Source organism: Pseudomonas sp. GXM4, from assembly GCF_008923895.1.
GTDB classification, from domain to species: domain Bacteria; phylum Pseudomonadota; class Gammaproteobacteria; order Pseudomonadales; family Pseudomonadaceae; genus Aquipseudomonas; species Aquipseudomonas atacamensis.
Genome location: NZ_WBRZ01000067.1, coordinates 1 through 21,753, shown reverse-complemented (window position 1 = coordinate 21,753; position 21,753 = coordinate 1). Strand labels below are relative to the sequence as shown.

Sequence of the window (21,753 nt, the reverse complement as noted above, 5' to 3'; positions counted from 1 at the left end):
TGGGGGGATGGGGTTTCGGTGGGGTTGGTTAGTGGATCAAAAGATCGCAGGCTTCGCCGGCTCCTACAGGGGTGAGAGTTCGGCTTGGATATTGCGGTGGCTGGTTGTGCGCTATCGCGAGCAGGCTCACTCCTACAGGGGGATGCGGTGTGTCAGTTGGGTGGGCGGCCGGTGGTGGTTTGTTTTAGGTCTGTGCCGGGGCGTGGTTGAAGCCGGGGTCGGTGCGGAAGGTGACGTTGTGGCCTTGGGCGTTTTTGAGGCGCAGGCCGGTGACGGTGGCGGTTCGGATTTCGCCGGTGTGTTTGTTGAGGCCGGTTTCTATGGTTTCGGTGAAGGTGCGGCCTTGGCTGGTCTGGATGGTGAGGCCTCGGCGTTGGACAGCTGCTGCGGTCAGGGCGATGACGCGACAGCGGCAGTTGAAGCCGTTGGGTGGGTAGATGGTTTGCCAGATGGGGTCGTCGTGGCGGAAGACCTGGCCGTGCATGGCGCGGTGGCTGGGGCGGTTTTTGCTGTCGAGGATGGAGACGAGCATCCAGTACGGGTGGGTGGCAGTGGCAGCTTGCATGCTGGTTTTGCGGCCAGCCATGTAGGCGCTTTGCAGGTTGGTTTGGTAGATGGTTTTGAGGCGGCGCGGGCTGCCGAGTTGGACGGGTTGAGCAGTGCCGTCTGCGGCGACGATGATTTGTTTGCCCCACCAGCCTTGGGCTTGCAGCGTGGGTGTGAGGTTGGCGGTGAATTGTTTGAGGGTCTGGCCTTGTTGCAGGGCTGTTTCCAGCGCGGCGCGGATGTCGGAAAGCAGGTCCAGGCGCATGGCTTTGGCGACGGTGAAGGCTTGGTGGTGGGCCTGGTCGAGCAGGTCTTGCCAATGCCAGGTGATGGCGTAGCCCTTGGCGTGCAGGTAGGCGATTGCGTTGGCGGGGTCGAGGCCAAAGATGGCTTGCAGGTGGCTGGGGTTGAGGGTGTGTTTGGCCATATCAGTCTTCCCGCTCGGCGGTGGCGCTGAGGTGGCCCCAGGTGTTGGCGATGAAGATGAGCCGGGCCAAGTGTAGTTCCAACGCTTGGGTGTCCATGTGGGGGTTGGCCTCGGCTAGCTGTGCGAGTGCGTCGGCGTCGGTCGGGCTGTGCTCAAGCGCAGCGATCAACGGCGCAATGGCGTGTTGGCTGTGTTGTTGGAGGACGTTGGCTGGTAGACCATTGATGGCTTGGTCGAGGGCGTGCTGGTCGAGTGCGGAATGACCTTGGTACTCGCTGAATGCGGGCGAGCCGGTGACGGTCGGCGTTTTTTGCAGGTCGCCTTCTTGCAGGTTGTAGGTGCGTTGCCAGTAGGCGTTGGTGAATTGGACGCCGGATTCGGTGAGGGCTTTGTCGCGCTGGGCGAGGCTTTTGTCGATTTCTTCTTGTTGCCACAGCTGATAGTTCGGCGCGGCGACGTGGGGGCCGAAGTTGAGGTCGACGACGTGACGAATACAGGCGTTGAGCGCCGCGGCGACGATGCCGGCGTCGCCGTCGCGGATGTCGTGGGTGACTTCGGCGCCAGCAGTGGCGCTGGCGCGGTTGCTGTCTTTTTCGGTGGTCTGGTTTTGGCCGAGCATGGCGACGTTGATTTCGCTGCGACAGTATTCGAGCAGTTGGCGGTAGACGTCGGCGCTGCCGGCTTTGCCGGCGGCTTCGATGATTTGCACGCTGGCATCATCCGGGATCGCAGCGACGGCGTCCTGGACCATGGCTTCGAGGCTGTCGAGTAGCAGGTCGGTTTCTTCGTCGTTGGCGCCGCGCGGGTGTTTGCCGATGACCCAAGGGCTGCCGTATTTCTCGGTGAATTGAACCCAGAATTTCAGGCCGCCGCGCATGAAGGTCGCCGGCCAGAAGCACATGCTCAGGTCCGGGAAGCCATAGGGGTTGGCGTAGGTGGCGTCTTGGCGGGCAACAATGAAGCGTTGCGGGTCGCAGGCTTCGCCATCGTTGCCTGCGTCTTTGGCGCGAAAGCGTAGCGCGTTGTCTGGGTCGTAGAAGAACCATTCGGCCGGTTTGCCGAGCAGGTCTTGCGGCACCAGGTATTGGCCCACGGGCTGCCACAACAGTTCGACCGGTTGGTAGCCATACAACGGCGCGTCGAGCAGTTCGCGCAGGATGCGATCGAGGTCGAGGTCGGCGAGCCAGTCGCAGACGAAGCGCTCGACTTTTGCTGGTGCGTCCGCGCGCTTCAGCCCGCGTTCCAGTGAAAGGACGGCGGCTTTGCGGCGGCGGATGTTGCCGCCGACCAGGGCGCTGCTACGCAGGTCACGGTAGATCTGAATGTCTTTGCCTTGGGCTTTGAGGATGGGGTCAGGGTTTGGCAGGTGGCGGCTGAAGCCGCCGGGTTCGATGCGCCCGCGGGTGGCGATGTGGCGGTTGAGCGCCGGACGGCGCTGGGTGTCGGTGAAGTTGACGAATTCGGTGGGGCTGACCCACAGGCCTGGGCTGTTCATGCGTACCCTTGGGTGATGTGTTGGCCCTGACGTGGGCGGCGGGATTTGACGCTGACGGGGCCGGCGCTGACTTCAAGTGTGGCGAAGTGGGCCAAGGCACCGGCGCCGGCGAAGTCGCCGTGGCGGTAGAGGTCGGGGTCTTTGAGATCTTGTTGCCGGGCTTTGGCAATCATGGGGATGCCGTCGACGGTTTCGATGGCGCGGATGTCCTGGTGCAGCGAGTCGTCACGCGGCAGCGTGACGCTGGCGTCTTCGAAGAGTTGGACGAATTTGGGCATCCAGGCGCCGTACCAGGCGCGGCTGATTTTGACTTGGTGGATGCGGTTGTGGCCGAAGGCGTCGGCGGTGTCTTCGGCTAGAGTTTCGCCGTTGCCGGTGGCGTCGAGTGCGGCGCCGATAAAACGCGGCAGGCCGCGCAGGATGTGAAAGAGAATCTGCTTTTGTTGGCGAGTGGGCACTTTGTGCAGTTCGACGACAAAGGGCACGTCGCGGTGCCGGCGCTGGTCGACGGACATCGGGCAGATGATGGAAAAATCGCGGTGCCGCGCGTAGTCCATGCCGAGGAAGTGGCGAAGGTCTGGCACGTGGGTCTGGCGCATGACCGGCACCAGATGGCGTTCTATCCAGTCGGTGACGTAGGCCTCACGGCGATGCACGGGTTGTTGGCTGAAGGCGTCGTCGAGGGCCAAGCGCAGGACGCTGCGACCTGCGCGCATGGCTTCGTCGATCCACACCCCGGGGATGCACACGCCGTTGCCGTCGCGCGGGATGGCGTCGAGTTCTTCGCGCATTTGCGCTTTGCGCGGGCCGTAGGCGTGGCGGATTTTTTTGTACCAGGCCTCTTTGCCTTCGGCCGTGGGTTGCTCCCCCGCCATGTAGCAGACGCGTTCGTAAAGGCCATTGGCGACGGCGTCGTCGAAGGTGGCGCGGTAGACCTTGGCGCTGTCGCCGTAGCGCTGGTCGCGGATGTCGCTGACCATTTGGTTGAAGGCGTTGGCTTTGCCATTGTGGGTGCTGATGATGACGATGCGCCCGCCCCAGATGAGCAGCGCGGTGGCGGCGTCGAGTACGGCGGAGACGTTACGGTGGAAAGCGGCTTCATCAATGATGACTTTACCTTGCAGGCCTCGCACGCCGGCGGGGTTGCTGGAGAGCGCGACGATTTTGAAGCCTGAGGCGTAGCGGATGCGGTAGGCGTTGATGTGCCGCGTGTTGCCGCTGTCGTCCTGATCTTCGAATAAAAATTCTTCGATGTGGCTGACGCCGGACGCTTGGGCCTGGGCCATGACGCGGCTGAATTTGGCGCAGTAGCCGATGAATTCGAGGCCCTTTTCTTTGGTGTCGCCGATGTAGAAGCAGTCCATGCCGCCGGCGGATTTTTGTGAGGCGGCGGTGATGACGCTGTCGAGGGCTTCGGCGAAGGTGATGCCGGTGCGCCGGCCTTTTTCACACAGTTTGATTTGCGCGTCGATGGCCAGCCATTGGCTTTGGTGGGCCATGAGCAGGCCTTCGGCTTGCGGATGATAGTCGGCGGGGATCTGCCGAACGCTGGGCGGCAGTTCGTCCCATTCGATGACGCGCAAAGTGCTGGCGGCCGGTTTCATGCTTTGACGCCGAGGAAGGTTTGGCGCCAATACTGGGCCTGGTGTTCGCTCATGCCTTGGGTTTTGACGGCGTGGTCGAGGGCGGCGGATTGTTCTTGCAGCAGGCGTTCGCGGGCGGCGATTTCGAGGGTCTGGCGCTCTTTGACACTGAGGGTGCGCGCTTCCATGGTGGCTTTGGCGGCGCGGGCCAAGGCGGAGATTTCGGCGATGGTGACGTCGTCTTTTTCGTGGGCGCCAATGGCGGCCTGATAGGTCAGGGTCGAGATGGCTTCGACGAGCAGTACGCCGGTTTTGTCGGTGGCGTCTTCGCCAAAGGCACCGACGAAGGCTTCGGCCATTTCGCGTTGTTGGCGGGCTTTGTCGGTGAGTTGGTCGAAGCCGACTTTGAAGCGCCCCAGGGCGCTGCGGCTGGGGGGCTTTTGGCTGGGGTAGCGAGCCTGGATGTCGGCGAGCATGGCGTCGAGGGTGAGGCGGTCTTCGCGCAGCAGTTTGTGCAGGTAGGCTTTGACGTCGGCCGGCAGGCGGTTGATGGTGGATTTGCCAGCCATGGTCAGGCCCCGGGCCGCTGGATGCCGGGCACGCGGGCGCGGCCGGCGGCGATGTCTTGGCCGCGTTCGGTGAGGGTGGCGACGAGGACGGGGCCGACTTCGCTGAGGCTGACGGCGTTTTGTTCGGCAAGCCATTGCAGTTCGGTTTTGGTCTGGTCGCGGCTGGTGCTGTGGCCGTAGTGGTCCAGGGCGGTGTTGAGGACGGAACTGTTGGCGCGGTAGCCGGGCATGTCGGCGAGCAGGCGCAGGATGACGAGGCGGATGTCGTGGCGCAGGTAGTCGGTGTAGGCAGTCATGGCTTTTCTCGCAGCAGGTAGTCGTTGATGCGGTCCAGGGCGCGGGCCAATGGGCTGAGGGCGTCTTTGACGCCGGTGAGTTCGGCGCGGATGGCTTTCATGTCACCGAGCAGGTCGGCGATGGCGCTTTGGTCTGGGAGGTGGCGTACGTGTTCTTCGAGGGCGACGATGCGGGTGCGCAGGTCATGCAGTTGTTGGGCACTGGCGGCTTGGCGTTTGGCGATCCAGGTGTAGAGGCTGAGAACGGTGAGGACCAGCCATTGGACGATTTGGCCGAGGGTGTTGAGGTCGTCGAGGGTCATGGGATGCCCCGGCGGGTGTCGGGGGTGTTGCGCGGGGTTTGGGGGTGCATGGGGTTGCCTCCGGTCGCGGCGCCCCGGGGGTTGCGGGGGCCAGAAATACACACGCCGCTATGGTGGGCGGCGTGGGTTTGGAGGGCTTTTAAATGGGGTTAGGGAGCGGTTGGCGACGTATTGTTGGCTTTCGGGTTTTGTATGTCGCTTTCGCAGAAATCAAAGAACTGAGCTACGAGAGTTTGAATTGGGCCGATTTTAGGTAATTCCTCCTTAGTAAACCCCATCGCTCGCATGGTTTCGTTGTGGCAGATGGCATTCAAGACGTGGAGGACGGGAGGCTCTTCTGCTTCGATGGACAACCGTCTGCCTGCGACGTCAAGCAAACGCTCTTCCGATTCCGCACCGAGCATTAGCTTTTCTAACTCCACATATTTGCGCATAAAGTCTGTGTGGTCCCTCGCGCGGGAAGCGCTGCTAAGCACCAAATTTATGGAAGCAAAAACGGTTACAAGGCCAGAGGCAATGAGCGCAATCTCCTTTGAATTCTCTTGGAGCGTGCCATAAACCGCAACGGAGCCAAAAATCAATGACAGCATGTTAGAAATTTTATCTAACCGGTCAAAAAATGAACGGCGTCGCTGGTGATATCGGATGGAGCGACGCACGCTAAAAAGCGCTGCATACCAACGGTCGGCTAAGGCTTCCGTTGTCGTCTCCATCGTCACTTTCCCCTACCCGGGCGCTTTGGCGGAGTGAGTGTGTCTACCACGTCAGAATTTCCCCTTCTTCTTTTGTCATCGGAGCTTCGACTCGACCCGCTTTCATCTGACTTGTTGGTGTTGCCACGACCCTGATCTTTAGGTTTGTCATGAATGCCACTCTTTTCCTTGCTCACTGGATGACTCCTTTCTTGGTTTAGTGTTGAGGCGAGTTTGACTGTAGGTGATCGCCAGGAAATATGTATCTATTTCCTGAGGCCGAAACGAGTTTTTGATGCTCATTCCGCTGCGACGAGCATGAGCGCGAGACAACCGAACGCACCGGTGGCGATCAGCGCATAAGTTTTAAGGGCTTCGGGCAGGTGATCTTTCATCGAGAAGGTAATGGCGGCGATGCTGATGCAGGCGATGCCGGTTTTTAGCAGGCGTCGGTTGTGGTGGTATTGGCGGATGAGCGCTGTTTGTTGGGCGGCGAGTTGATCGCAGTTGATGCAGTGGGTTGGCTGGGCGCATTCGCTGGGTGGCGGTGGGTGTTTGGGGGGGTGGCTGTCGAGGCTGGGGTGGCCGAGGTGGATGTGGCCTCGGTTGCCTTTGATTTTGATGGTGAGTTGATGATCTTTTCCGTCCGTGGGGAGGTGTTGTATTTGTTCTGAAAGCCTGGCTGACAGTTTGCTGACCAGGTCTTCGTCCTCGCTTGGCATAGCTTTCCTTTTTCTATTTCAGCGATTGATGACCAACTTGAGGATGCGCTCGACGCGCGGTTGGTCGAATTGTTGTTCTTGGCCGAGGGCGTTGTAGATCTCGGCGGCCACTTCGGCCAGCTTTTTGGCGGGCCAGCGCCGGCCGGCCTGTTTGGCGGCGGCTTCGAGCATTTCGATGATGCGCCCCAGTTTTTCCCCGTCGATGGGCGCCCAGGCCGTTTCCGCCGGGTTGGGCACGAGGATTTTTTGCCCGGTGATGATGAAGTACAGGTCGGCGCCGGCTTGGCCGATGGCGGCCATGTAGTTGGTGTCGGGCACGCGTCCGCCTGCTTCGTAGAGCACTTGGGTTTTTTTGGTGACGCCGGCCAGGGCTGCGAAGTCGGTCTGGTTGAGGCCTAGTCGTGTCCGCTCGGCGCGTAGCCGCTCACAAAAGGAAACCATTCGGTTACCTAAATCCTTTACTTGGAAACCGTTCGGTTCCATCATTAAACCACACCGTCCAACGACGAACGGCTACTTAGTCGGCACCAAGGCGGGTGCCGTTACCCCGGAGGGATTTTATGACGCTACGTACTGCTGATGAGGCCAGAGCTGAGCTTAAGGCTAAGGGTATTTCGATTACTCAGTGGGCGATCGCGAATCGCTTTTCGCCCAACCTGGTGTTCGAGGTGTTGGGTGGGCGCAAGAAGTGTGTGCGCGGTCAGGCGCATGAGATTGCTATCAAGTTGGGCCTTAAGGCCGGTGAGATTTGTGTCGACCCGGCGGCGGCTCTTGAGTCCTCGCGTTTCGTGGCGTGAGGTGCTGGATGACTGCGCATTTCGGTTGTGTGGAATCTACCGCTTTTAAACATTTGTTGAGACTGCGTGCAGACGAAAAAAAGAACTTTCCTACAAAAATCACACTATTTGCCACTTTTTTGCGCCCGCCCGCTCGCTCGCCCAATGGGCGGAGGCTGCTGGGTCTGGTTTTAAGCGGCGCCCATCTACCCGGTTTTGTTGTGCGATTTGTGTCGGGGCAGATCGGCGCGGGTTCGTGGGTGCGATCGTGAGCCGGCCGATGTCGGCGTCGGTTCGGGTGTTGCGCGTGTTGAAGGCGCTGAAGGGCCACACGGTGACCGGGCTGAGTAACTCGGAGTTGGCGGCTTTAACCCACGACAGTCCGAGCAATATTACGCGGGCGATGCAGACGCTGATTGAGGAAGGGTTGGCACTGAAGCTGGATAACGGCCGCTTTGCTCATTCGGTGGGTGTGTTGCAGATCGCGCAGGCGCATGCCGAGCACATGGCGCGGTTGACGGGACGGATGCAGGAAATCAATCAGCGTATTGCTGCTGGATCGAGGATTTAAGGAGGTTGTATGGCACGGAGCAAGGGTAGTTGCGCGCAGGCGCTGGAGTTGCCGGCGCTGGATGGTGAGCGGCTGACGGCGGATCAGAATGCGATGGCGTCGTTGCAGGCAGTGCACGGCGCTGAGCGTGATGTGGTGAATCAGTTGTTGGGCCAGTCGCAGATGGCGGGTGCGCTGGAGGCGTTTTCCCGCACGGTGCGGATTTCGAAGTTGGCGTTTGTGAAGGAAAACAAGCTGTACCGGGCGTTGGCGGGCACTAAAAGTCCGCACGGTGCGCAGGTGTTGAGCGGCACGTGGGAGGACTTTTGCGGGTTGTTGGGCCGCTCGGTGGATCAGGTGGACCGCGATATTGCGAATGTGCGGGCCTTCGGTGAGGAGGCGCTTGAGTCGATGTCGCGCATGGGGATTGGTTATCGCGAGTTGCGCCAGTACCGCCAGTTGCCGCAGGACCAGCAGGCGGCGCTGGTTGAGGTGGCCAAGGCTGGCGACAAGGAGGCGTTTGTTGAGTTGGCTGAAGACATTATTGCCCGGCATGCGCAAGAGAAAGCGGCCCTGGGACGACGCCTTGAAGAGACGACGGCGGATTATTCAGCGCAAAGCGAGTTGATGGCGAAGAAGTCTTCGGAGCTGGATGACGCACGCCAGGCGCTGGAGCGCTCGCGCCAGCAGGTGCAGGCGATGCCGGCCGATGAGGTGGCGAAGGCGTTGCGGGCTGAGGTGACGGCGATCGGTTTTGAGGTGGAGGCGTTTGTGTTGGGCCCGCTGCGTGAGGGGTTTGCGAAGTTAGCGGCGCTGGCGGCTGACTGTGAGGATCATCGGGCTTTTCAAGCGGGCCTGATTGGACAGTTGGAGGTCACGCTGGGAACGGTTCGCAGTGAGTTCAATTTGCTGAGTGCGGCTAACGGCAACGCGGCTTGGCTGACGGCTGCGGAGGCTTGAATGATGAATCCTGTAAAGGTGCAGCAGTTGTTGGACATTGCCCGTCGGTTGGATGCGGCGGTGTACGGCGAGCGTGCGGCTATTTATAAGGCCGGTATGGCTGCGTTGGGGGTGTCGCTTTCGACACTGCAACGCCAGTTGCGGTCGGTGCGTGTGACGAAGCCGCGCAAGCGCCGAGAGGATGCGGGCAGTAGCGGTATGCCTATTGAAGAGGCCCGGCTGATTTCGGCGCTGTTGTTGGAGTCGATCCGGGCCAATAACAAGCAGTTGTCGACGATTATGCGGGCGGTTGAGCGCTTGCGCAGTAATGGTTTGATCAAGGCCGGTCGCGTGGATGAGGTGACGGGTGTGTTCCACCCTATGAGCCGCAGTTCGATTTGCCGGGCGTTGCATGCTTATAAGTTGCATCCCTCGCAGTTGTTGCAGGACGCGCCGGCGGTGTCGTTGGCGAGTTTGCATCCCAATCATGTTTGGCAGGTGGATGCGTCGATTTCGACGCAGTTCTATTTGGCCGATGACGGCGCGCAGGTGATGCACAAGGCTGAGTTTTACGATGGCAAGCCGGCGAATTTGAAGCGGATCGAGCGCCAGCGCTTGTGGCGTTATGTGGTGACCGATCATACGAGCGGGACGCTGTATGTGGAGTATGTGTTGGGCGCCGAGTCGGCGGAGAATTTGTGCAGTGTGTTGATCAATGCCATGCAGAAGCGCGGCGCGACGGACCCTTTCCACGGCGTGCCGTGGATCGTGATGACGGACCCTGGCGCTGCGATGACGAGTGGCATTTTCCGCAATCTGTGCCGGGTGCTGTCGATTGATTTGGTGATCAATCGGGTCGGCAATGCCCGGGCCAAGGGCCAGGTTGAGCAGGCTCATAATTTGGTGGAGCGCGAGTTTGAGAGTGCATTGAAGTTTCAACCGGCCAAAACGCTGGAGCAGATCAATACCTGGGCTTCGCGGTGGATGCAGTTCTTTAATTCGACGTCGATCCATACCCGCACGCGGCGCAGTCGCTATGGCGTTTGGCAGCTGATTACGCCAGAGCAGTTGCGCTTGGCGCCAAGTGTTGAGGTGTGCCGTGAGTTGGCGGTGTGCACGCCGGAGCGCCGCAAGGTGAGTAATTTGCTGCGGGTGTCGTTCCGTGGAGCGTCGTTTGATGTGAGTTCGGTGCCGGATGTGATGGTTGGGGAGACGCTGCTGATTACGCGCAATTGCTGGCGGGATAAGGATTCGGCGATTGCGGTGTTGGTGGGCGATGACGGGCGTGAGCATTTCCATGTGATCGAACGAATTGGCGTGGATGCGTTTGGCTTCGCTGATTCGTCGGCGGTGATCGGCCAGCAGTTCAAGCGCCACGCGGATACGCCTGCGCAGGTTTCGCGCAAGGTGTTGGAGCAGCTGGCCACGGAGACGAGTTGCGAGGCGGATGCGCAGGCGGCGCGCAAGGCGAAGGCCGTGCCGTTCGGTGGGCGGATCGATCCGCACAAGTATGTGAGTGACACGGTGCTGCCGGCTTATCTGCCACGCCGTGGTTCGACGTTGCATGTGGATGCGCCGACGGTTGAGGTGGTGCCGTTGAGTGTGGTCGAGGCGGCGAAACGGCTTCGGCCTAAGTTGGGCCAGTTGTGGTCGCCGCAGTCTTACGGCTGGTTGTTGGAGCGCTTTCCTGAGGGTGTGCCGGAGGATGAGCTTGAGGCAGTTGAGGCTGAGTTGAGACGGCCTGTCGAGGTCAGGTGCAGGCCGCTCAGTTCGGTTGGGGGTGTGTGATGTTGAAGTTGAAAGGGATTTTGCAGGATATGGGGCAGCCTCAGGCCGCGTTGGCGCAATCGTTGGGTGTGAGCAGTGCGGCGGTGGCGCAGTTGGTGAATCACAATTTATGGCCTCGCCGTTTGGAGGGTGAGGTGTTGCGTGGCCGGATTCGCGCTTTTTTATCAGCCTCTGGTGTTAACGATGCCGCGATTGCTGGCGCGTTTGATGAGGCGGATGCGCCTGTTCTGAAGCCTGTTGCCAAGCCCTGTGTGAATGTTGTGTCCAAGGAGGACGATTCGATGTTGTTGCCCAAGCAAACGCTCCAACCCGCGACGCGCAAGGCGTTCGGTTTGTTTCGTGACCCGTTCGATGAGTTGCAGAGCGCCGAGGATATGTGGGTAAGCCCGGATATTCGGTATGTGCGGGAGGCGATGTATCAGACGGCGCGCCACGGTGGCTTTTTGGCGATTGAGGGGGAATCGGGTGCCGGCAAAAGTACGCTTCGCCGCGATCTGGTGAATCGCCTTGCGCAGAACAATGATGCGGTGTTGGTCATTGAGCCGTATGTGTTGGCGTCCGAGGATAACGATACGAAGGGCAAGTCACTGAAGAGTACGCATATCGCCGAGTCGATGATGGCGGCGGTGGCACCGCTGGCGAAACCGAAGAGCAGTCCCGAGGCGCGGTTCGCCCAGTTACATCGGGCGCTGAAGGAGTCGCATGCGGCCGGGTATCGCCATTGTCTGGTGATTGAGGAGGCGCACAGTTTGCCGGTGCCGACGCTCAAGCACTTGAAGCGGATTCTGGAGCTGGAGGTGGGGTTCACGAAGTTGGTGAGCATCATCATGATCGGCCAGCCGGAGTTGGGGGTGAAGTTGAGCGAGCGCAATGCGGATGTGCGTGAGGTGGTGCAGCGCTGTGAGCGGGTGACGCTGGCACCGGTGGATCGGTCGCGGTTGAAGGAGTTTCTGACGTTTCGGTTTGAACGGGTCGGCAAGGCGCTGGCCGATGTGATGGATGACGGCGCTGTAGATGCGATCGTGGCGCGGCTGTCTCAGCCGACTCGGCAAGGTGGGCGCGATGGGTCTGTTTCGCTGCTGTATCCCTTGGCCATTGGCAATCTGTTGATTGCGGCGATGAATCTGGCGGTGCAGTTGGGTGTGCCGAAGGTGTCCGCTGATGTGGTCAAGGGGGTGTGATGTGGGGACTTTGAATCTGTCAGGCGGTTTGAAGCATGAGCCGCTGAGTATTTTGGCTGAGGGGTTTCCGGTCATGCTTTCGGCTTTCAATGAGCTGGTGCGGGAGTTGCGCGGCGCTGGGGTCGAGGTCAGGGAGCAGTTGCTGTTGGATAATCAGGTGGAAATCGAGGCGGTCAGCGCGGATTTGTTTGTGGAGCGGTTTGGTGATCGGTTCAGGGGCGTTCGCTACTCGTCTGCGGGGCGGTTCACTCGTAATTCGGTGACTGTGCGCGGGGTGGATGTGGTCTGGCTCTCTTCGATCCGGGAGCAGCAGTGATGCGCGGCCTTGAGGATGCGGCGGTGCGGTATGGGTGATTTGCGCAGTAAGGGGCCGGAGTTGTTGGTCGATCTGACTGAGCATGTGGCGGCGTCGTTGGTTGAGTTGGTGTCGATGGAGGGGGACGCGGCGCGGCATGTGGCTCAGGAAGTGGCCGATCGGATGGCGGCGCACTGGGGTGGGCAGAATGTGTATTTCCCGATGGGGCTGGCGGGTAAGTTGAGCCGGCGCGATCGACAGATCTTCGAGGAGTTCACGGGGACGAATCATAGTGATCTGGCGAGGAAGTATGCGGTGTCGCTGCAGTGGATCTACAAGATCGTGAAGGCGGTAAGAAAGGATGAGGTGGCGCGCCGCCAAGTCGATATGTTCGCCCCGTCGGTCGAGGACTGACGGGGCGTTTTTCATTGCAGTGGGTGCAAGGGAATTGCAGGTGGTGTCCCGGTTTGTGCCAGAGTGGCCCGGCTTATGTCGGGATTACCTCGGTTATGGGGTGTGGTTTTGGTCAGGCGTTAACATCAACGCAATCTGCAGCCTATCCCAAACAACCATTCACCCCGTCACACACCCAACCGGCACTTTCCCCGCAAACGTATCAACCAGACTCGCCACCACCATTTCCCCCATCCGCGTGCGAGTCTGCAATGTTGCGCTGGCCCGATGCGGTTGCAGCACCACTTGTTCATCAGCAAACAACGCTTCGGGCACATTCGGTTCATCGACAAACACATCCAGCCCAGCCCCGGCGATTTCCCCAGCCGAAAGCGCGGCTACCAGATCCGCTTCGTTCACCAGTTTGCCCCGGGCGACGTTGATCAGATAACCGTCCTTGCCCAGCGCTTGCAGCACTGGCGCGTCGATGATCGCTTCGCCCTTGTCCGCTGCGGCGGCGAGGATCAGGGCGTCGCTGTCGCGGGCGAGTTGTTTGAGGTCGGCGACGAAGGTGTGGGGGACGTCGCTCATCGGTTGCAGATCGGTGTAGCTGATCGGGCAGCCGAAGGCGGCGGCGCGGGTGGCGATGGCGCGGCCGACGCGGCCCATGCCGACGATGCCGATGCGCATGCCGGAGACTTGTCGGGCCAAGGGCAGCGGGGCGAGTGGGGTCGGGCTTTGTGGCCATTGGCCGGAGCGCACGTAGCGGTCGCTGGTGCACAAACCGCGACAGACCGAGATGAGCAGGCCGATGGCGAGGTCGGCGACGTCTTCGGTGAGGGCGCCGATGGTGGCGGTGACGCGGATGCCGCGGTCGCGGGCGTAGGCCAGATCGACGGCATCGGTGCCGACGCCGTTGACCGCGACGACTTCCAGGTTCGGCAGTTGCCCCATCAGCGCCTGGCTGATGCCGGTGTGACCGCCGGTGATCACGCCACGGATGTTGGCGCCGTGTTCGTTTATGTAGGCGGGTTTGTCCGCTTGCTGGAAGTAGCGGCGTACGGTGAACAGTTGGTCCAGACGCGCGTTGATTGCCGGGATCAGGATCGGGCTCAGTTGCAGGATTTCTGGCTTCATGGCTACCTCGTTACGCAATAAAAAGGCCGGCTCAACCGCGGCCGGCAAACGGCATGGCGCTGGCCATGACGGTCATGTTCAGGACGTTGGCCGACAGCGGCAGGCCGGCGATGTAGCGCACCGCATCGGCGACGTGTTTGACGTCGACCATCGGCTCGACGGCGATGCTGCCATTGGCCTGGCGTACGCCTTTGGTCATGCGCACCGACATTTCCGTCAGGGCATTGCCGATGTCGATCTGGCTACAGGCGATGTTGAATTCGCGGCCGTCCAGCGCCAGGGATTTGGTCAGGCCGAGCACGGCGTGTTTGCTCGCGGTGTAGGCGCTGCTGAACGGGCGCGGCGTGTGTGCGGAAATCGAACCGTTGTTGATGATTCGTCCGCCCTGCGGCTGTTGTTTGCGCATCAGCCCGAACGCGCCGCGAGCGCAGAGAAAGACACCGTTGAGGTTGGTGTCGATCACGTTGCGCCATTGCTCAAAGGTCAGTTCATCCAGCGGCACGGCGGGGGCGTTGACGCCGGCGTTGTTGAAGACCACATCGAGGCGGCCGTAGACCTCGGCAATGGTCGCGAACAGCACGTCGACACTGGCCGGATCACGCACGTCGGTGGGTACCGCCAGCGCTGGGTGACCCTGGCTCTGCGCCAGTTCGGCCAGCGCTTGCAAGGGCTCGGGCCGGCGTCCGGCGAGCACAAGGGTGAAACCGTCAGCCATCAGGCCCAGCGCCACGGCGCGGCCGATGCCACTGCCGGCGCCGGTGACCAGCGCAACTTTCAAAGAGGTCGTCATATTGTTGTTCTCCTTTTTTCTCAATCCGCTGGATCAGGGCCGTGGGCCTACGCGCATTTCCAATTCGCCGATGCCGTCTATGCCAGCGCTGATCACGTCGCCCGGTTGCAGGCTGTCAACGCCGGCGGGGCTGCCGGTCATGATCAGGTCCCCGGCGCGCAGGGGCACGGATTGCGAGATGCGCGCGATTACTTCACTGACCGACCAGATCTGGCTGTCGAGGTTGTCGCGCTGGCGTTCTTCGCCGTTGACGTTCAGCCACAATTCGCCCTCGGGATGGCCGCTGCGGCTCACCGGGACGACGGCAGTCATCGGCGCGGCGCCGTCGAACACCTTGGCGCCTTCCCACGGCAGGCCGTTGCTCTTGGCTGCGCGTTGCACATCGCGGCGGGTCAGGTCGAGGCCGGCGGCGTAGCCCCACACGTAGGCCAGAGCCTGATCTTCAGGGATATTCGCGCCGCCTTCACCGATGGCGACGACCAGTTCGATTTCGTGAACGAAGTCCTCGCACACCGTTGGGAAGGCGATGTCGCCGACGGCATCGACCACGCAGCTTGCCGGTTTCATGAAAAACACTGGCGGCTGGCGCGACTGGCCTTGAGAGTCCGGCCATGGGTAGTTGCGGCCGACACAGAACACCCGGCCAACGGGGAAGCGCTGCTCGGTGCCGAGTACCGGCAAAGTCACGGGCAGATCCGGGGTAAAGACGTATTCGGTCATGTTCATCCTGCGGGTCATCCTGTTTGAAAGGGCAGCGTACGGCGGCTGGCGTCGGCGAAGTTGGACGAAAGCCGCCTGTGTTTGGACAAATCCGGGTTCTTGCCTCAGCGCACCTTCAGCTCGATGCGATACAGGCGTCCGAGCAGTAACGAATAGGAGAGGGTGCCGATCAGCGCCACGCCGCCAATAAACCAGAAGGCATAGGCGAAGGTGCCGGTGGCGTGGACGATGGCGCCGATCACGATCGGCGTGACGATGCCGCCGATGTTCGCCGCCAGGCTGGTAATGCCGCCGGTGAGGCCGATCAGCTCTTTCGGCGCTACTTCCGATACCGCCGCCCACGACGAGGACGCGATGCCCTGGGCGAAGAAGGCGATGGTCAGCACGGCGATGCAGATCAGGTTGGAGTCGGTGAAATTCACCAGCACGATCGACATGCCCAGCATCGAGCCAACCACCAGCGGCAACTTGCGCGCAAAGGACATCGAGTAGCCGCGACGGATCAGCAAGTCGGAAACGATGCCGGCCAGCAGAATCCCCACCGTGGCACCGACGAAGGGCAGCACGGCGAAGATCCCGGCCTTGATCATGGTCAGTTTGCGTTCTTCGATCAGGTAGGTCGGGAACCAGGTGAGGAAGAAGTACAGCGCCGAGGTGCTGGCGAATTTGCCGATGCAGATCGCCCAGATCTGCCGATAGCTGAACAGCTCGGCAATCTGCCGCCAGTTGAAGCGGGTGCGCTCCTGGCTGCTCTTGACCAGGCCGCCGCCGGTTTCGATGTACTTCAATTCTTCCTGGCTGACTTTCTTGCAGTTCAGCGGATCGCGATACAGGTACAGCCACAGCACACCGAAGACGATGCCGAGTGCGCCGGTGCTGTAAAACACGTGGCGCCAGTCAAAAGTGGTCGCCAGCCACAACAGCGCGCCGGTGAACAGCGCCGTGCCGAGGTACTGACCGCACACGTAAATGCTGCTGGCCATCCCGCGTTCCCGCGCCGGGAACCACACCGTCACCGCGCGGCTGTTGGCCGGGAAAGCCGGGGCTTCCATGGCGCCGACCGCCAGGCGCAGGCCGAACAGCGAGGCAAATCCCGTGGCGAAACCTTGGCAAACAGTGACGGTCGACCAACTGATCAGCGATACGCCGTAGGTGAAGCGCGAGCCAAATCGATCAGCGATGAAGCCGGCCGGCACCAGCGCCAAGGCATAGGTCCAGGCGAACGCGGAAAAGATCAGGCCCATCTCGATCTTGTCCAGGCCCAGGTCCTTGGCCATGAACGGCGCGGCGATCGAGATGTTCACCCGGTCGATGTAATTGATGATCGTCGCGATCAGCAGCAGCGACAGCATGAACCAGCGCCGCCGCGTAGGCAGACGCTGCGCCGAAACGGCATCGCGTGCACCGGCGATCACCGGCGGCACCGTGGCACTGGAAGAATGGGAGTTGGACATGCGGAGACCTCGTTATTGTTAGAAGAGTCGAGATTTTTCGAGCAGCCGATGCCGTTGCCCGCAGCGTGTGGGGAAGGCAATCGAACGGGTTGCAGCGCGGTTTTCAGACGTTCAGGAACGTCTTTCTGCGACTGATTTCAAGGGGAGGTCGGGCGGGGCGGCGAGGGGAAATAGCAGGATCATGACGTGCGCACCTTTGATTGTTTTTGAAAGAGGTTGTGCTGCGTTGGTCATTACAGTGGTCGTACAACGGTTCTAAATCAACCGATGGGTTAGAACGTTTTTTCTTGAAAAAAGCGGGTTTGGCGAACGTGTCCAAAAAGATAAATACGATTTGTCTTGAGAATAAAGATCAGGTTTAGATCTCAAGTGGCTGAAAAATAGCGACTAATTGTATTTTTATAGTAATGCGGTTTTTGGACAGGCACATGGGGAGGCTTCATTCAAAAAAGACAATGTCATCGTATGACTCATTGCCGCCCACCTCCCAACCCTGCAAGATGACAGGCGTCACCTCACTGCCCGGAGGACCTTCTGCCCATGTCTTCACCCAGCCGTATCCCGACCTACGTCATGCAGCAACGCAGCGAATTGACCGATTTCTACATTCGCGACAAAAAGGGGCGGCGCGCCGAAACCGCGCCTCACCGGCACGAGTACTTCCAGATCCAGATCAACCTCGGTGGCGACACCGTGCAGCACATCGGCAGCGTCCAGCGGCCATTCCCGCGCAACACCCTGGCGTTCATCCTGCCGCACCGCGTGCATGTGATTCCGCATCCCGGAGACAGCAATTTCATCGTCATCAATTTTTCCCAGACGTTTCTCTTGCCGCATCTGCAATGCGACCCGATGGATCTGGAAGAGGTGTCAATCCTGCTCGCGCCGGAGCTGTCGCCGTTCCGCTTTCAGGAACATCTGGATTTCATTTTGGGCGATGAGGATTTCGCTCAGGTCTGCGGCCTGATCGAACAGATGCGCGCACTCGATGAGAACCGTCAGTTCGGCACGCGGGAAATGCTCAAGGGCTTGTTGCTGCAGATGATCGGCAGCGTGTGTTTTCTCTATGCCGAGCCGCTCAAGCGTCTGGCGGAAGAGAATGCCGCCGAGAACAGTCGTCGCGACGCCTTGAGCCGCATGTTCGAGTATTTGCGGAAGAACATCGCCGATCCTGACCTCAACCTGATCAAAGTCGCCGCTGCGACCTATCTGTCACCGACCTACTTGACGCACTGGCTGCGCAAGGAGATCGGCAAGACCTTCACCGAGCTGGTGCTGGAGCGGCGCATGCACGCGGCGCGCAACTTCCTGCTCAACAGTACGCGCTCGGTGGGCGAGGTGGCGCGGTTGTGCGGGTTCGCCGATGAAGCCTATTTCTCCCGGCGTTTTCGCCAGATTCATGGCCAGCCGCCGGGGCAGTTCCGCCGCCGCCAGCTCAACCCGGACACGCCGCAGACGCCACTGAATACTTAGAGCGGCGCTCAGACCCACTTGAAGCGGGCAGGGAAGCGCGCGACAAAACAGGTGCCCGTTTCACGGTCGGATGTCACGCTCAAGGTGCCGTTGTGCGCATTGGCAATCTGCCCGGCGATGTACAAGCCCAGTCCCAACCCTTCATGACGCTGGCCTGCTTCGGAACGGGAAAACGGTTCGAACAGCAGCGGCATCAGCGCAGGCGGGATTGGCGTGCCCTGATTGGTCAACGAAATAACGATTTCGTCGCCCTCGGCAAAGGCTTTGAGCACGATCGGCTCGGCAATGGAACCGTGAGTTACGGCGTTGCCCAGCAGATTCGACAACAACTGGCTGATGCGCAGCGGGTCGCAATAGACCCCGGCCGGCACCTCCAGCGAATCAATAAACTTCGCCTGCGGGTACGCCACCTGGATTTCTTCAAGGGTCTGGCGCAGCGTTTGCTGCAAGTCATCGACCAGTTTGCGCTGCACCGGGATGCCACTGCCGAGCCGACCCCGGGCAAAATCGAGGATGTTTTCGATCAGCACGCCCATGCGCACCGAGCTGGTGCGAATCGCCGACAGCAGCGTGCGCGAGCGCTTGTCCTCGACTTTGCCGTCCAGCAGATCGGCACTCATGCGGATGGCACTGAGTGGCGTGCGCAAGTCATGGCCCAGTACGGCGATGAACTGCTCGCGCAGACGGCCCATTTCGTTGGCATTGGCCAGCGCGGTTTTGGTCGCGTGCAAATGGCCTTGGGTATCCAGGCTCATCGCAATCAGTTGGGCGAAGAGGGTGAGGGTCTTTTCGATGGCCGGGTCGTCGAGGTTCGCCGGCACCGAATCAATGGCGCACAGCGTGCCAAAGAACTCGCCATCGGCCTTGATGATCGGAATGGAAATGTAGCTTTCCAGACCGTAGGTTTTCGGCGTGTGATGCGTGGAGAACAGCGGGTGCTGGCTGGCATGCCCGAAGATCACCGGCTGATGGTGCTGACGGATCTCATGACAAATCGTCGATTCGAGCACCAGCTCGCCGCCGGGCAACAAGCCGAAGTCTATCGAGTCATCCACGGCGCAGGCGATCCACTTGCTCTCGGTGACCCGCGCTACGGCGGCGAAGCGCATACCGGTGATGTGCTTGACCATGCTCAGGATCACCGGCACAGCGTCGATGCTGCCGATGGCCTGGAGGTCGGAGGAGAAATCTGTCTGGGGCATGGCCGGCGCTTCGCGAAAGTGTCGCCAGAGACTATCGGTAATTGCCGGCCTTGCCTAATGAACCTGCAAAAAGGGCGCCGGGAAAACTCCCGGCGCTCTGTGTGGTGCTTGCTGAGCGCTATCGCCTCAGAACTTGTACTTGGCCGTCATCATGTAGCTGCGCGGGGTGCCGTAGTTATCGGTCGAGCCCCAGGTCACGTCGGTGCCGATCGAGGAATAGTACTTGCGGTCAAAGATGTTGTTGGCGTTGACCTGCAGGTCGAGGTGCTTGTTGACCTCGTAACCGGCCATCAGGTCGGTGACCGCGTAGCCGCCCTGTTCAAGGCGATAGCTGCCGCCGTTGGCCAGGGCGATGTCGTTGTACATGCGGCTCTGCCAGTAGACGTTGCCGCCCACGCGCAGTTTTTCCAGCGGGCCTTTGAAACGATACACGGTGGAGACCTTGAACAGGTGCTCGGGCATGTCGGTGTCGAATTTCTGGTTATTGTTGGCCGGGTTTTCGTCCTTGATGTAGTGGGCGCGGGTGTAGGTGTAGCCGGCGCCGACTTGCCATTGCTCGGTCAGTGCCCCTTGCAGTTCCATGTCCACGCCTTGGGCGCGAACCTTGCCGGAGGTTTCATAGCAGGTCAGTTCCGGGCAGCCGAGCTGGGTTGATGCCTGGGTGGCGCGGTTGGTCTGGTCCATCTGGAACACTGCCACGCTGCCGTTCAGCGCGCCGTCGAAATATTCGCCCTTGATACCGACTTCGTAGTTTTCACCGACGATCGGCTCAAGCACTTTGCCGCCGAGGTCCTTCTGGGTTTGCGGGGTGAAGATGTCGGTGTAGCTGGCGTAGACCGAGTGATGGTCATCGAGTTTGTAGATCAGGCCGGCGTAACGGGTCAGGTTGCGCGTGACCTTGAAGTCACCGTCGGCACTGCGATCGTCGTAGTCATACCAGTCCAGACGACTGCCGAGGATCAGCGTCAGCGGATCGGCCAGGCTCAAGCGCGTGGTCAGGTAAACCGCGTCCTGGGTGGTGACGTTGCGCGACTTGCCGCTACGGACGAAGTCAGGCTTGGGCGCGGCGATCGGCAGGCCGGTGTCGTAGGGCGCGTATTCCTTGGTGGTGGCGTCGTACACGCGATTGCTCGCGCCGACTACCAACTCGTGGGTGCGGCCGAACGCTTCGAACGGGCCGCTGGCGAAACCGTCGAAGGCGCGTTGCTTGTCGGTGTGGTGCGATTGGTAGGCGGTGGTTTCCAGCGGGCCGTCGTAGCGCGACAAATACGTGCCGGAGAATTCGCCTTCGGTTGTCGAAGTGGAACCGCCAACATGCAGTTTCCAGTCGTTGTCGAAACGGTGTTCGACTTCACCGAATACGGTGTCGACTTGCAGCTTGCGGTTTTCCCAGTCGGTGCCCGGGTAAGTGGAGCGGGGCAGGTCGAGGTGGTGGCCGTCTTCGCCGATCGGCAGGCCGCCTCAGAAATAGTTGGTCTGATCGTTCTGCCGGGAGAAACCGAGGGTCGCCGTGGTGCTGTCGCTCAGGTCGGCTTCACCGATGGCGTAGAACAGGCCGTGATCGTTTTCTTCCTTGTCGCGGAAACTGTCGGCGCCCTGATACGACGTCACCACCCGGCCACGCAGGGTGCCGCTGTCGTTCAGCGGGCTGGAGGCATCGACCTCGCCACGGTAGTCATCCCAGCTGCCGGCGGCGCCGGTGAGGGTCACGCGCTGATCAGCGGTCGGGCGTTTGCGCACCATGTTGATCGCCGCCGACGGGTTGCCGGCACCGGTGACCAGGCCGGTCGCGCCACGGACGATTTCCACCCGATCAAACATCGCCAGGTTCGGTTGCACCGCCAGGGTGTACGGCGAATACGAGCTGGGCAGGCCGTCGTACATGATGTTGTCGATGTCGAAACCGCGCGCCTTGTAAGTCTGCCGGCCCGGGCCGCTGGCCTCGCTGAGGAACAGCCCCGGCGTGCCGCGCACCACGTCGTTGACGCTGGTCATGTTCTGGTCGTCCATGCGCTGACGAGTGATCACCGTCACCGCCTGCGGCGTTTCGCGCATGGTCAGCGACAGCTTGGTCGCGGTCTGCATCGGGCCGGTGGTGTAGGACTGCGTGTCTTCGGTGGTGCTGCTCATCTGCGTAGCGCCGATTTCGGTCGCTTGCAGTTCCAGCGGGCCATTGGCTGGCGCAGTGGCTGCGGTTTCTTCAGCCAACGCAGGAGCGATGCTGGCCATGCCGATGGCGATTGCGAGGAGGTTAGGTGAAAGGTTCGAACGGCGGTGAATGGTGTGAAACGACATCTATCTGCTTCCCCAAGATTTACCCAAACGAACTAATGCGAGTGCATGTAAGAATTATTCGCATTAGTATGTCGGAAGTTTCCGGGGGAATAAACCCGTACGAGGCAGTTAGTTAATGATTTTTTCAC

The 21,753-nt window shown here is 60.7% G+C and carries 22 protein-coding genes and 1 pseudogene; 8 read left to right on the top strand and 15 right to left on the bottom strand.

Annotated elements, in window-relative coordinates; genetic code table 11:
• Window positions 1-184 precede the first annotated feature (184 nt).
• From F8N49_RS11380 to F8N49_RS11340, 9 genes are all read right to left on the bottom strand, one after another.
• On the bottom strand, window positions 185-973 hold the full coding sequence (locus F8N49_RS11380; protein WP_151551463.1) for a phage minor head protein: 789 nt from the start codon (window positions 971-973) through the stop codon (window positions 185-187).
• A gap of 1 nt (window position 974) precedes the next feature.
• Complete coding sequence (locus F8N49_RS11375) at window positions 975-2,468, bottom strand: DUF935 domain-containing protein (RefSeq protein WP_151551461.1); 1,494 nt, start codon at window positions 2,466-2,468, stop codon at window positions 975-977.
• The gene (locus tag F8N49_RS11370; protein WP_151551459.1) at window positions 2,465-4,072 is read right to left on the bottom strand and encodes a hypothetical protein; all 1,608 of its coding nucleotides are present in this window, start codon (window positions 4,070-4,072) and stop codon (window positions 2,465-2,467) included. The genes F8N49_RS11375 and F8N49_RS11370 overlap by 4 nt, the downstream gene beginning before the upstream one ends.
• The gene (locus F8N49_RS11365; protein ID WP_151551456.1) at window positions 4,069-4,620 is read right to left on the bottom strand and encodes a phage protein Gp27 family protein; all 552 of its coding nucleotides are present in this window, start codon (window positions 4,618-4,620) and stop codon (window positions 4,069-4,071) included. Before F8N49_RS11365 ends, F8N49_RS11370 begins: the two co-directional genes overlap by 4 nt.
• A gap of 2 nt (window positions 4,621-4,622) precedes the next feature.
• On the bottom strand, window positions 4,623-4,916 hold the full coding sequence (locus F8N49_RS11360; RefSeq protein WP_041478368.1) for a hypothetical protein: 294 nt from the start codon (window positions 4,914-4,916) through the stop codon (window positions 4,623-4,625).
• Window positions 4,913-5,218 (bottom strand): DUF2730 family protein, encoded by a 306-nt coding sequence (locus F8N49_RS11355; RefSeq protein WP_041478369.1) that lies wholly within the window; start codon window positions 5,216-5,218, stop codon window positions 4,913-4,915. Before F8N49_RS11355 ends, F8N49_RS11360 begins: the two co-directional genes overlap by 4 nt.
• Window positions 5,219-5,367: 149 nt before the next feature.
• Entirely contained in the window at window positions 5,368-5,931 is a 564-nt protein-coding gene (locus tag F8N49_RS11350; protein WP_130888932.1) for a hypothetical protein, read from the bottom strand.
• 278 nt (window positions 5,932-6,209) lie between these two features.
• Complete coding sequence (locus F8N49_RS11345; RefSeq protein ID WP_151551453.1) at window positions 6,210-6,632, bottom strand: hypothetical protein; 423 nt, start codon at window positions 6,630-6,632, stop codon at window positions 6,210-6,212.
• 18 nt (window positions 6,633-6,650) lie between these two features.
• Window positions 6,651-7,118 carry a helix-turn-helix domain-containing protein gene (locus F8N49_RS11340; RefSeq protein WP_151551450.1) on the bottom strand — a complete coding sequence of 156 codons (468 nt, stop codon included), beginning with the start codon at window positions 7,116-7,118 and terminating at the stop codon, window positions 6,651-6,653.
• Between the two features lie 74 nt (window positions 7,119-7,192).
• On the opposite strand from F8N49_RS11340, the gene F8N49_RS11335 reads away from it, so the two are divergent.
• The 7 genes from F8N49_RS11335 (at window position 7,193) to F8N49_RS11305 (ending at window position 12,575) form a co-directional block, all read left to right on the top strand.
• Complete coding sequence (locus tag F8N49_RS11335; protein ID WP_041478373.1) at window positions 7,193-7,429, top strand: DNA-binding protein; 237 nt, start codon at window positions 7,193-7,195, stop codon at window positions 7,427-7,429.
• A 247-nt stretch (window positions 7,430-7,676) separates the two neighbouring features.
• Window positions 7,677-7,979, top strand: coding sequence for a helix-turn-helix domain-containing protein (locus tag F8N49_RS11330; protein ID WP_122746621.1), 303 nt, complete (start codon window positions 7,677-7,679; stop codon window positions 7,977-7,979).
• 9 nt (window positions 7,980-7,988) lie between these two features.
• The gene (locus tag F8N49_RS11325; protein WP_130888935.1) at window positions 7,989-8,918 is read left to right on the top strand and encodes a hypothetical protein; all 930 of its coding nucleotides are present in this window, start codon (window positions 7,989-7,991) and stop codon (window positions 8,916-8,918) included.
• A gap of 3 nt (window positions 8,919-8,921) precedes the next feature.
• Entirely contained in the window at window positions 8,922-10,685 is a 1,764-nt protein-coding gene (locus F8N49_RS11320) for a DDE-type integrase/transposase/recombinase (RefSeq protein WP_130888947.1), read from the top strand.
• Entirely contained in the window at window positions 10,685-11,866 is a 1,182-nt protein-coding gene (locus tag F8N49_RS11315; protein ID WP_130888936.1) for an ExeA family protein, read from the top strand. Before F8N49_RS11320 ends, F8N49_RS11315 begins: the two co-directional genes overlap by 1 nt.
• A 1-nt stretch (window position 11,867) precedes the next feature.
• Entirely contained in the window at window positions 11,868-12,182 is a 315-nt protein-coding gene (locus F8N49_RS11310; protein ID WP_241664257.1) for a hypothetical protein, read from the top strand.
• Between the two features lie 30 nt (window positions 12,183-12,212).
• The gene (locus tag F8N49_RS11305) at window positions 12,213-12,575 is read left to right on the top strand and encodes a Mor transcription activator family protein (protein ID WP_130888938.1); all 363 of its coding nucleotides are present in this window, start codon (window positions 12,213-12,215) and stop codon (window positions 12,573-12,575) included.
• 159 nt (window positions 12,576-12,734) lie between these two features.
• On the opposite strand, the gene F8N49_RS11300 is transcribed toward F8N49_RS11305, so the two are convergent.
• From F8N49_RS11300 to F8N49_RS11285, 4 genes are all read right to left on the bottom strand, one after another.
• On the bottom strand, window positions 12,735-13,691 hold the full coding sequence (locus F8N49_RS11300; protein WP_151551447.1) for a 2-hydroxyacid dehydrogenase: 957 nt from the start codon (window positions 13,689-13,691) through the stop codon (window positions 12,735-12,737).
• Window positions 13,692-13,722: 31 nt separating this feature from the next.
• Window positions 13,723-14,481, bottom strand: a complete 759-nt coding sequence (locus F8N49_RS11295) for an SDR family oxidoreductase (protein ID WP_071172046.1) — start codon at window positions 14,479-14,481, stop codon at window positions 13,723-13,725.
• Window positions 14,482-14,514: 33 nt separating this feature from the next.
• Entirely contained in the window at window positions 14,515-15,207 is a 693-nt protein-coding gene (locus tag F8N49_RS11290; RefSeq protein WP_151551444.1) for a fumarylacetoacetate hydrolase family protein, read from the bottom strand.
• A 98-nt stretch (window positions 15,208-15,305) separates the two neighbouring features.
• Window positions 15,306-16,655, bottom strand: a complete 1,350-nt coding sequence (locus F8N49_RS11285) for an MFS transporter (RefSeq protein ID WP_056785134.1) — start codon at window positions 16,653-16,655, stop codon at window positions 15,306-15,308.
• A gap of 540 nt (window positions 16,656-17,195) precedes the next feature.
• On the opposite strand from F8N49_RS11285, the gene F8N49_RS11280 reads away from it, so the two are divergent.
• Entirely contained in the window at window positions 17,196-18,128 is a 933-nt protein-coding gene (locus F8N49_RS11280; RefSeq protein WP_071172048.1) for an AraC family transcriptional regulator, read from the top strand.
• Between the two features lie 8 nt (window positions 18,129-18,136).
• On the opposite strand, the gene F8N49_RS11275 is transcribed toward F8N49_RS11280, so the two are convergent.
• Both F8N49_RS11275 and F8N49_RS11270 read right to left on the bottom strand, forming a co-directional pair.
• The gene (locus F8N49_RS11275; RefSeq protein ID WP_071172049.1) at window positions 18,137-19,330 is read right to left on the bottom strand and encodes a GAF domain-containing sensor histidine kinase; all 1,194 of its coding nucleotides are present in this window, start codon (window positions 19,328-19,330) and stop codon (window positions 18,137-18,139) included.
• Between the two features lie 126 nt (window positions 19,331-19,456).
• Window positions 19,457-21,625, bottom strand: a pseudogene (locus F8N49_RS11270) (TonB-dependent siderophore receptor).
• Window positions 21,626-21,753 lie beyond the last annotated feature (128 nt).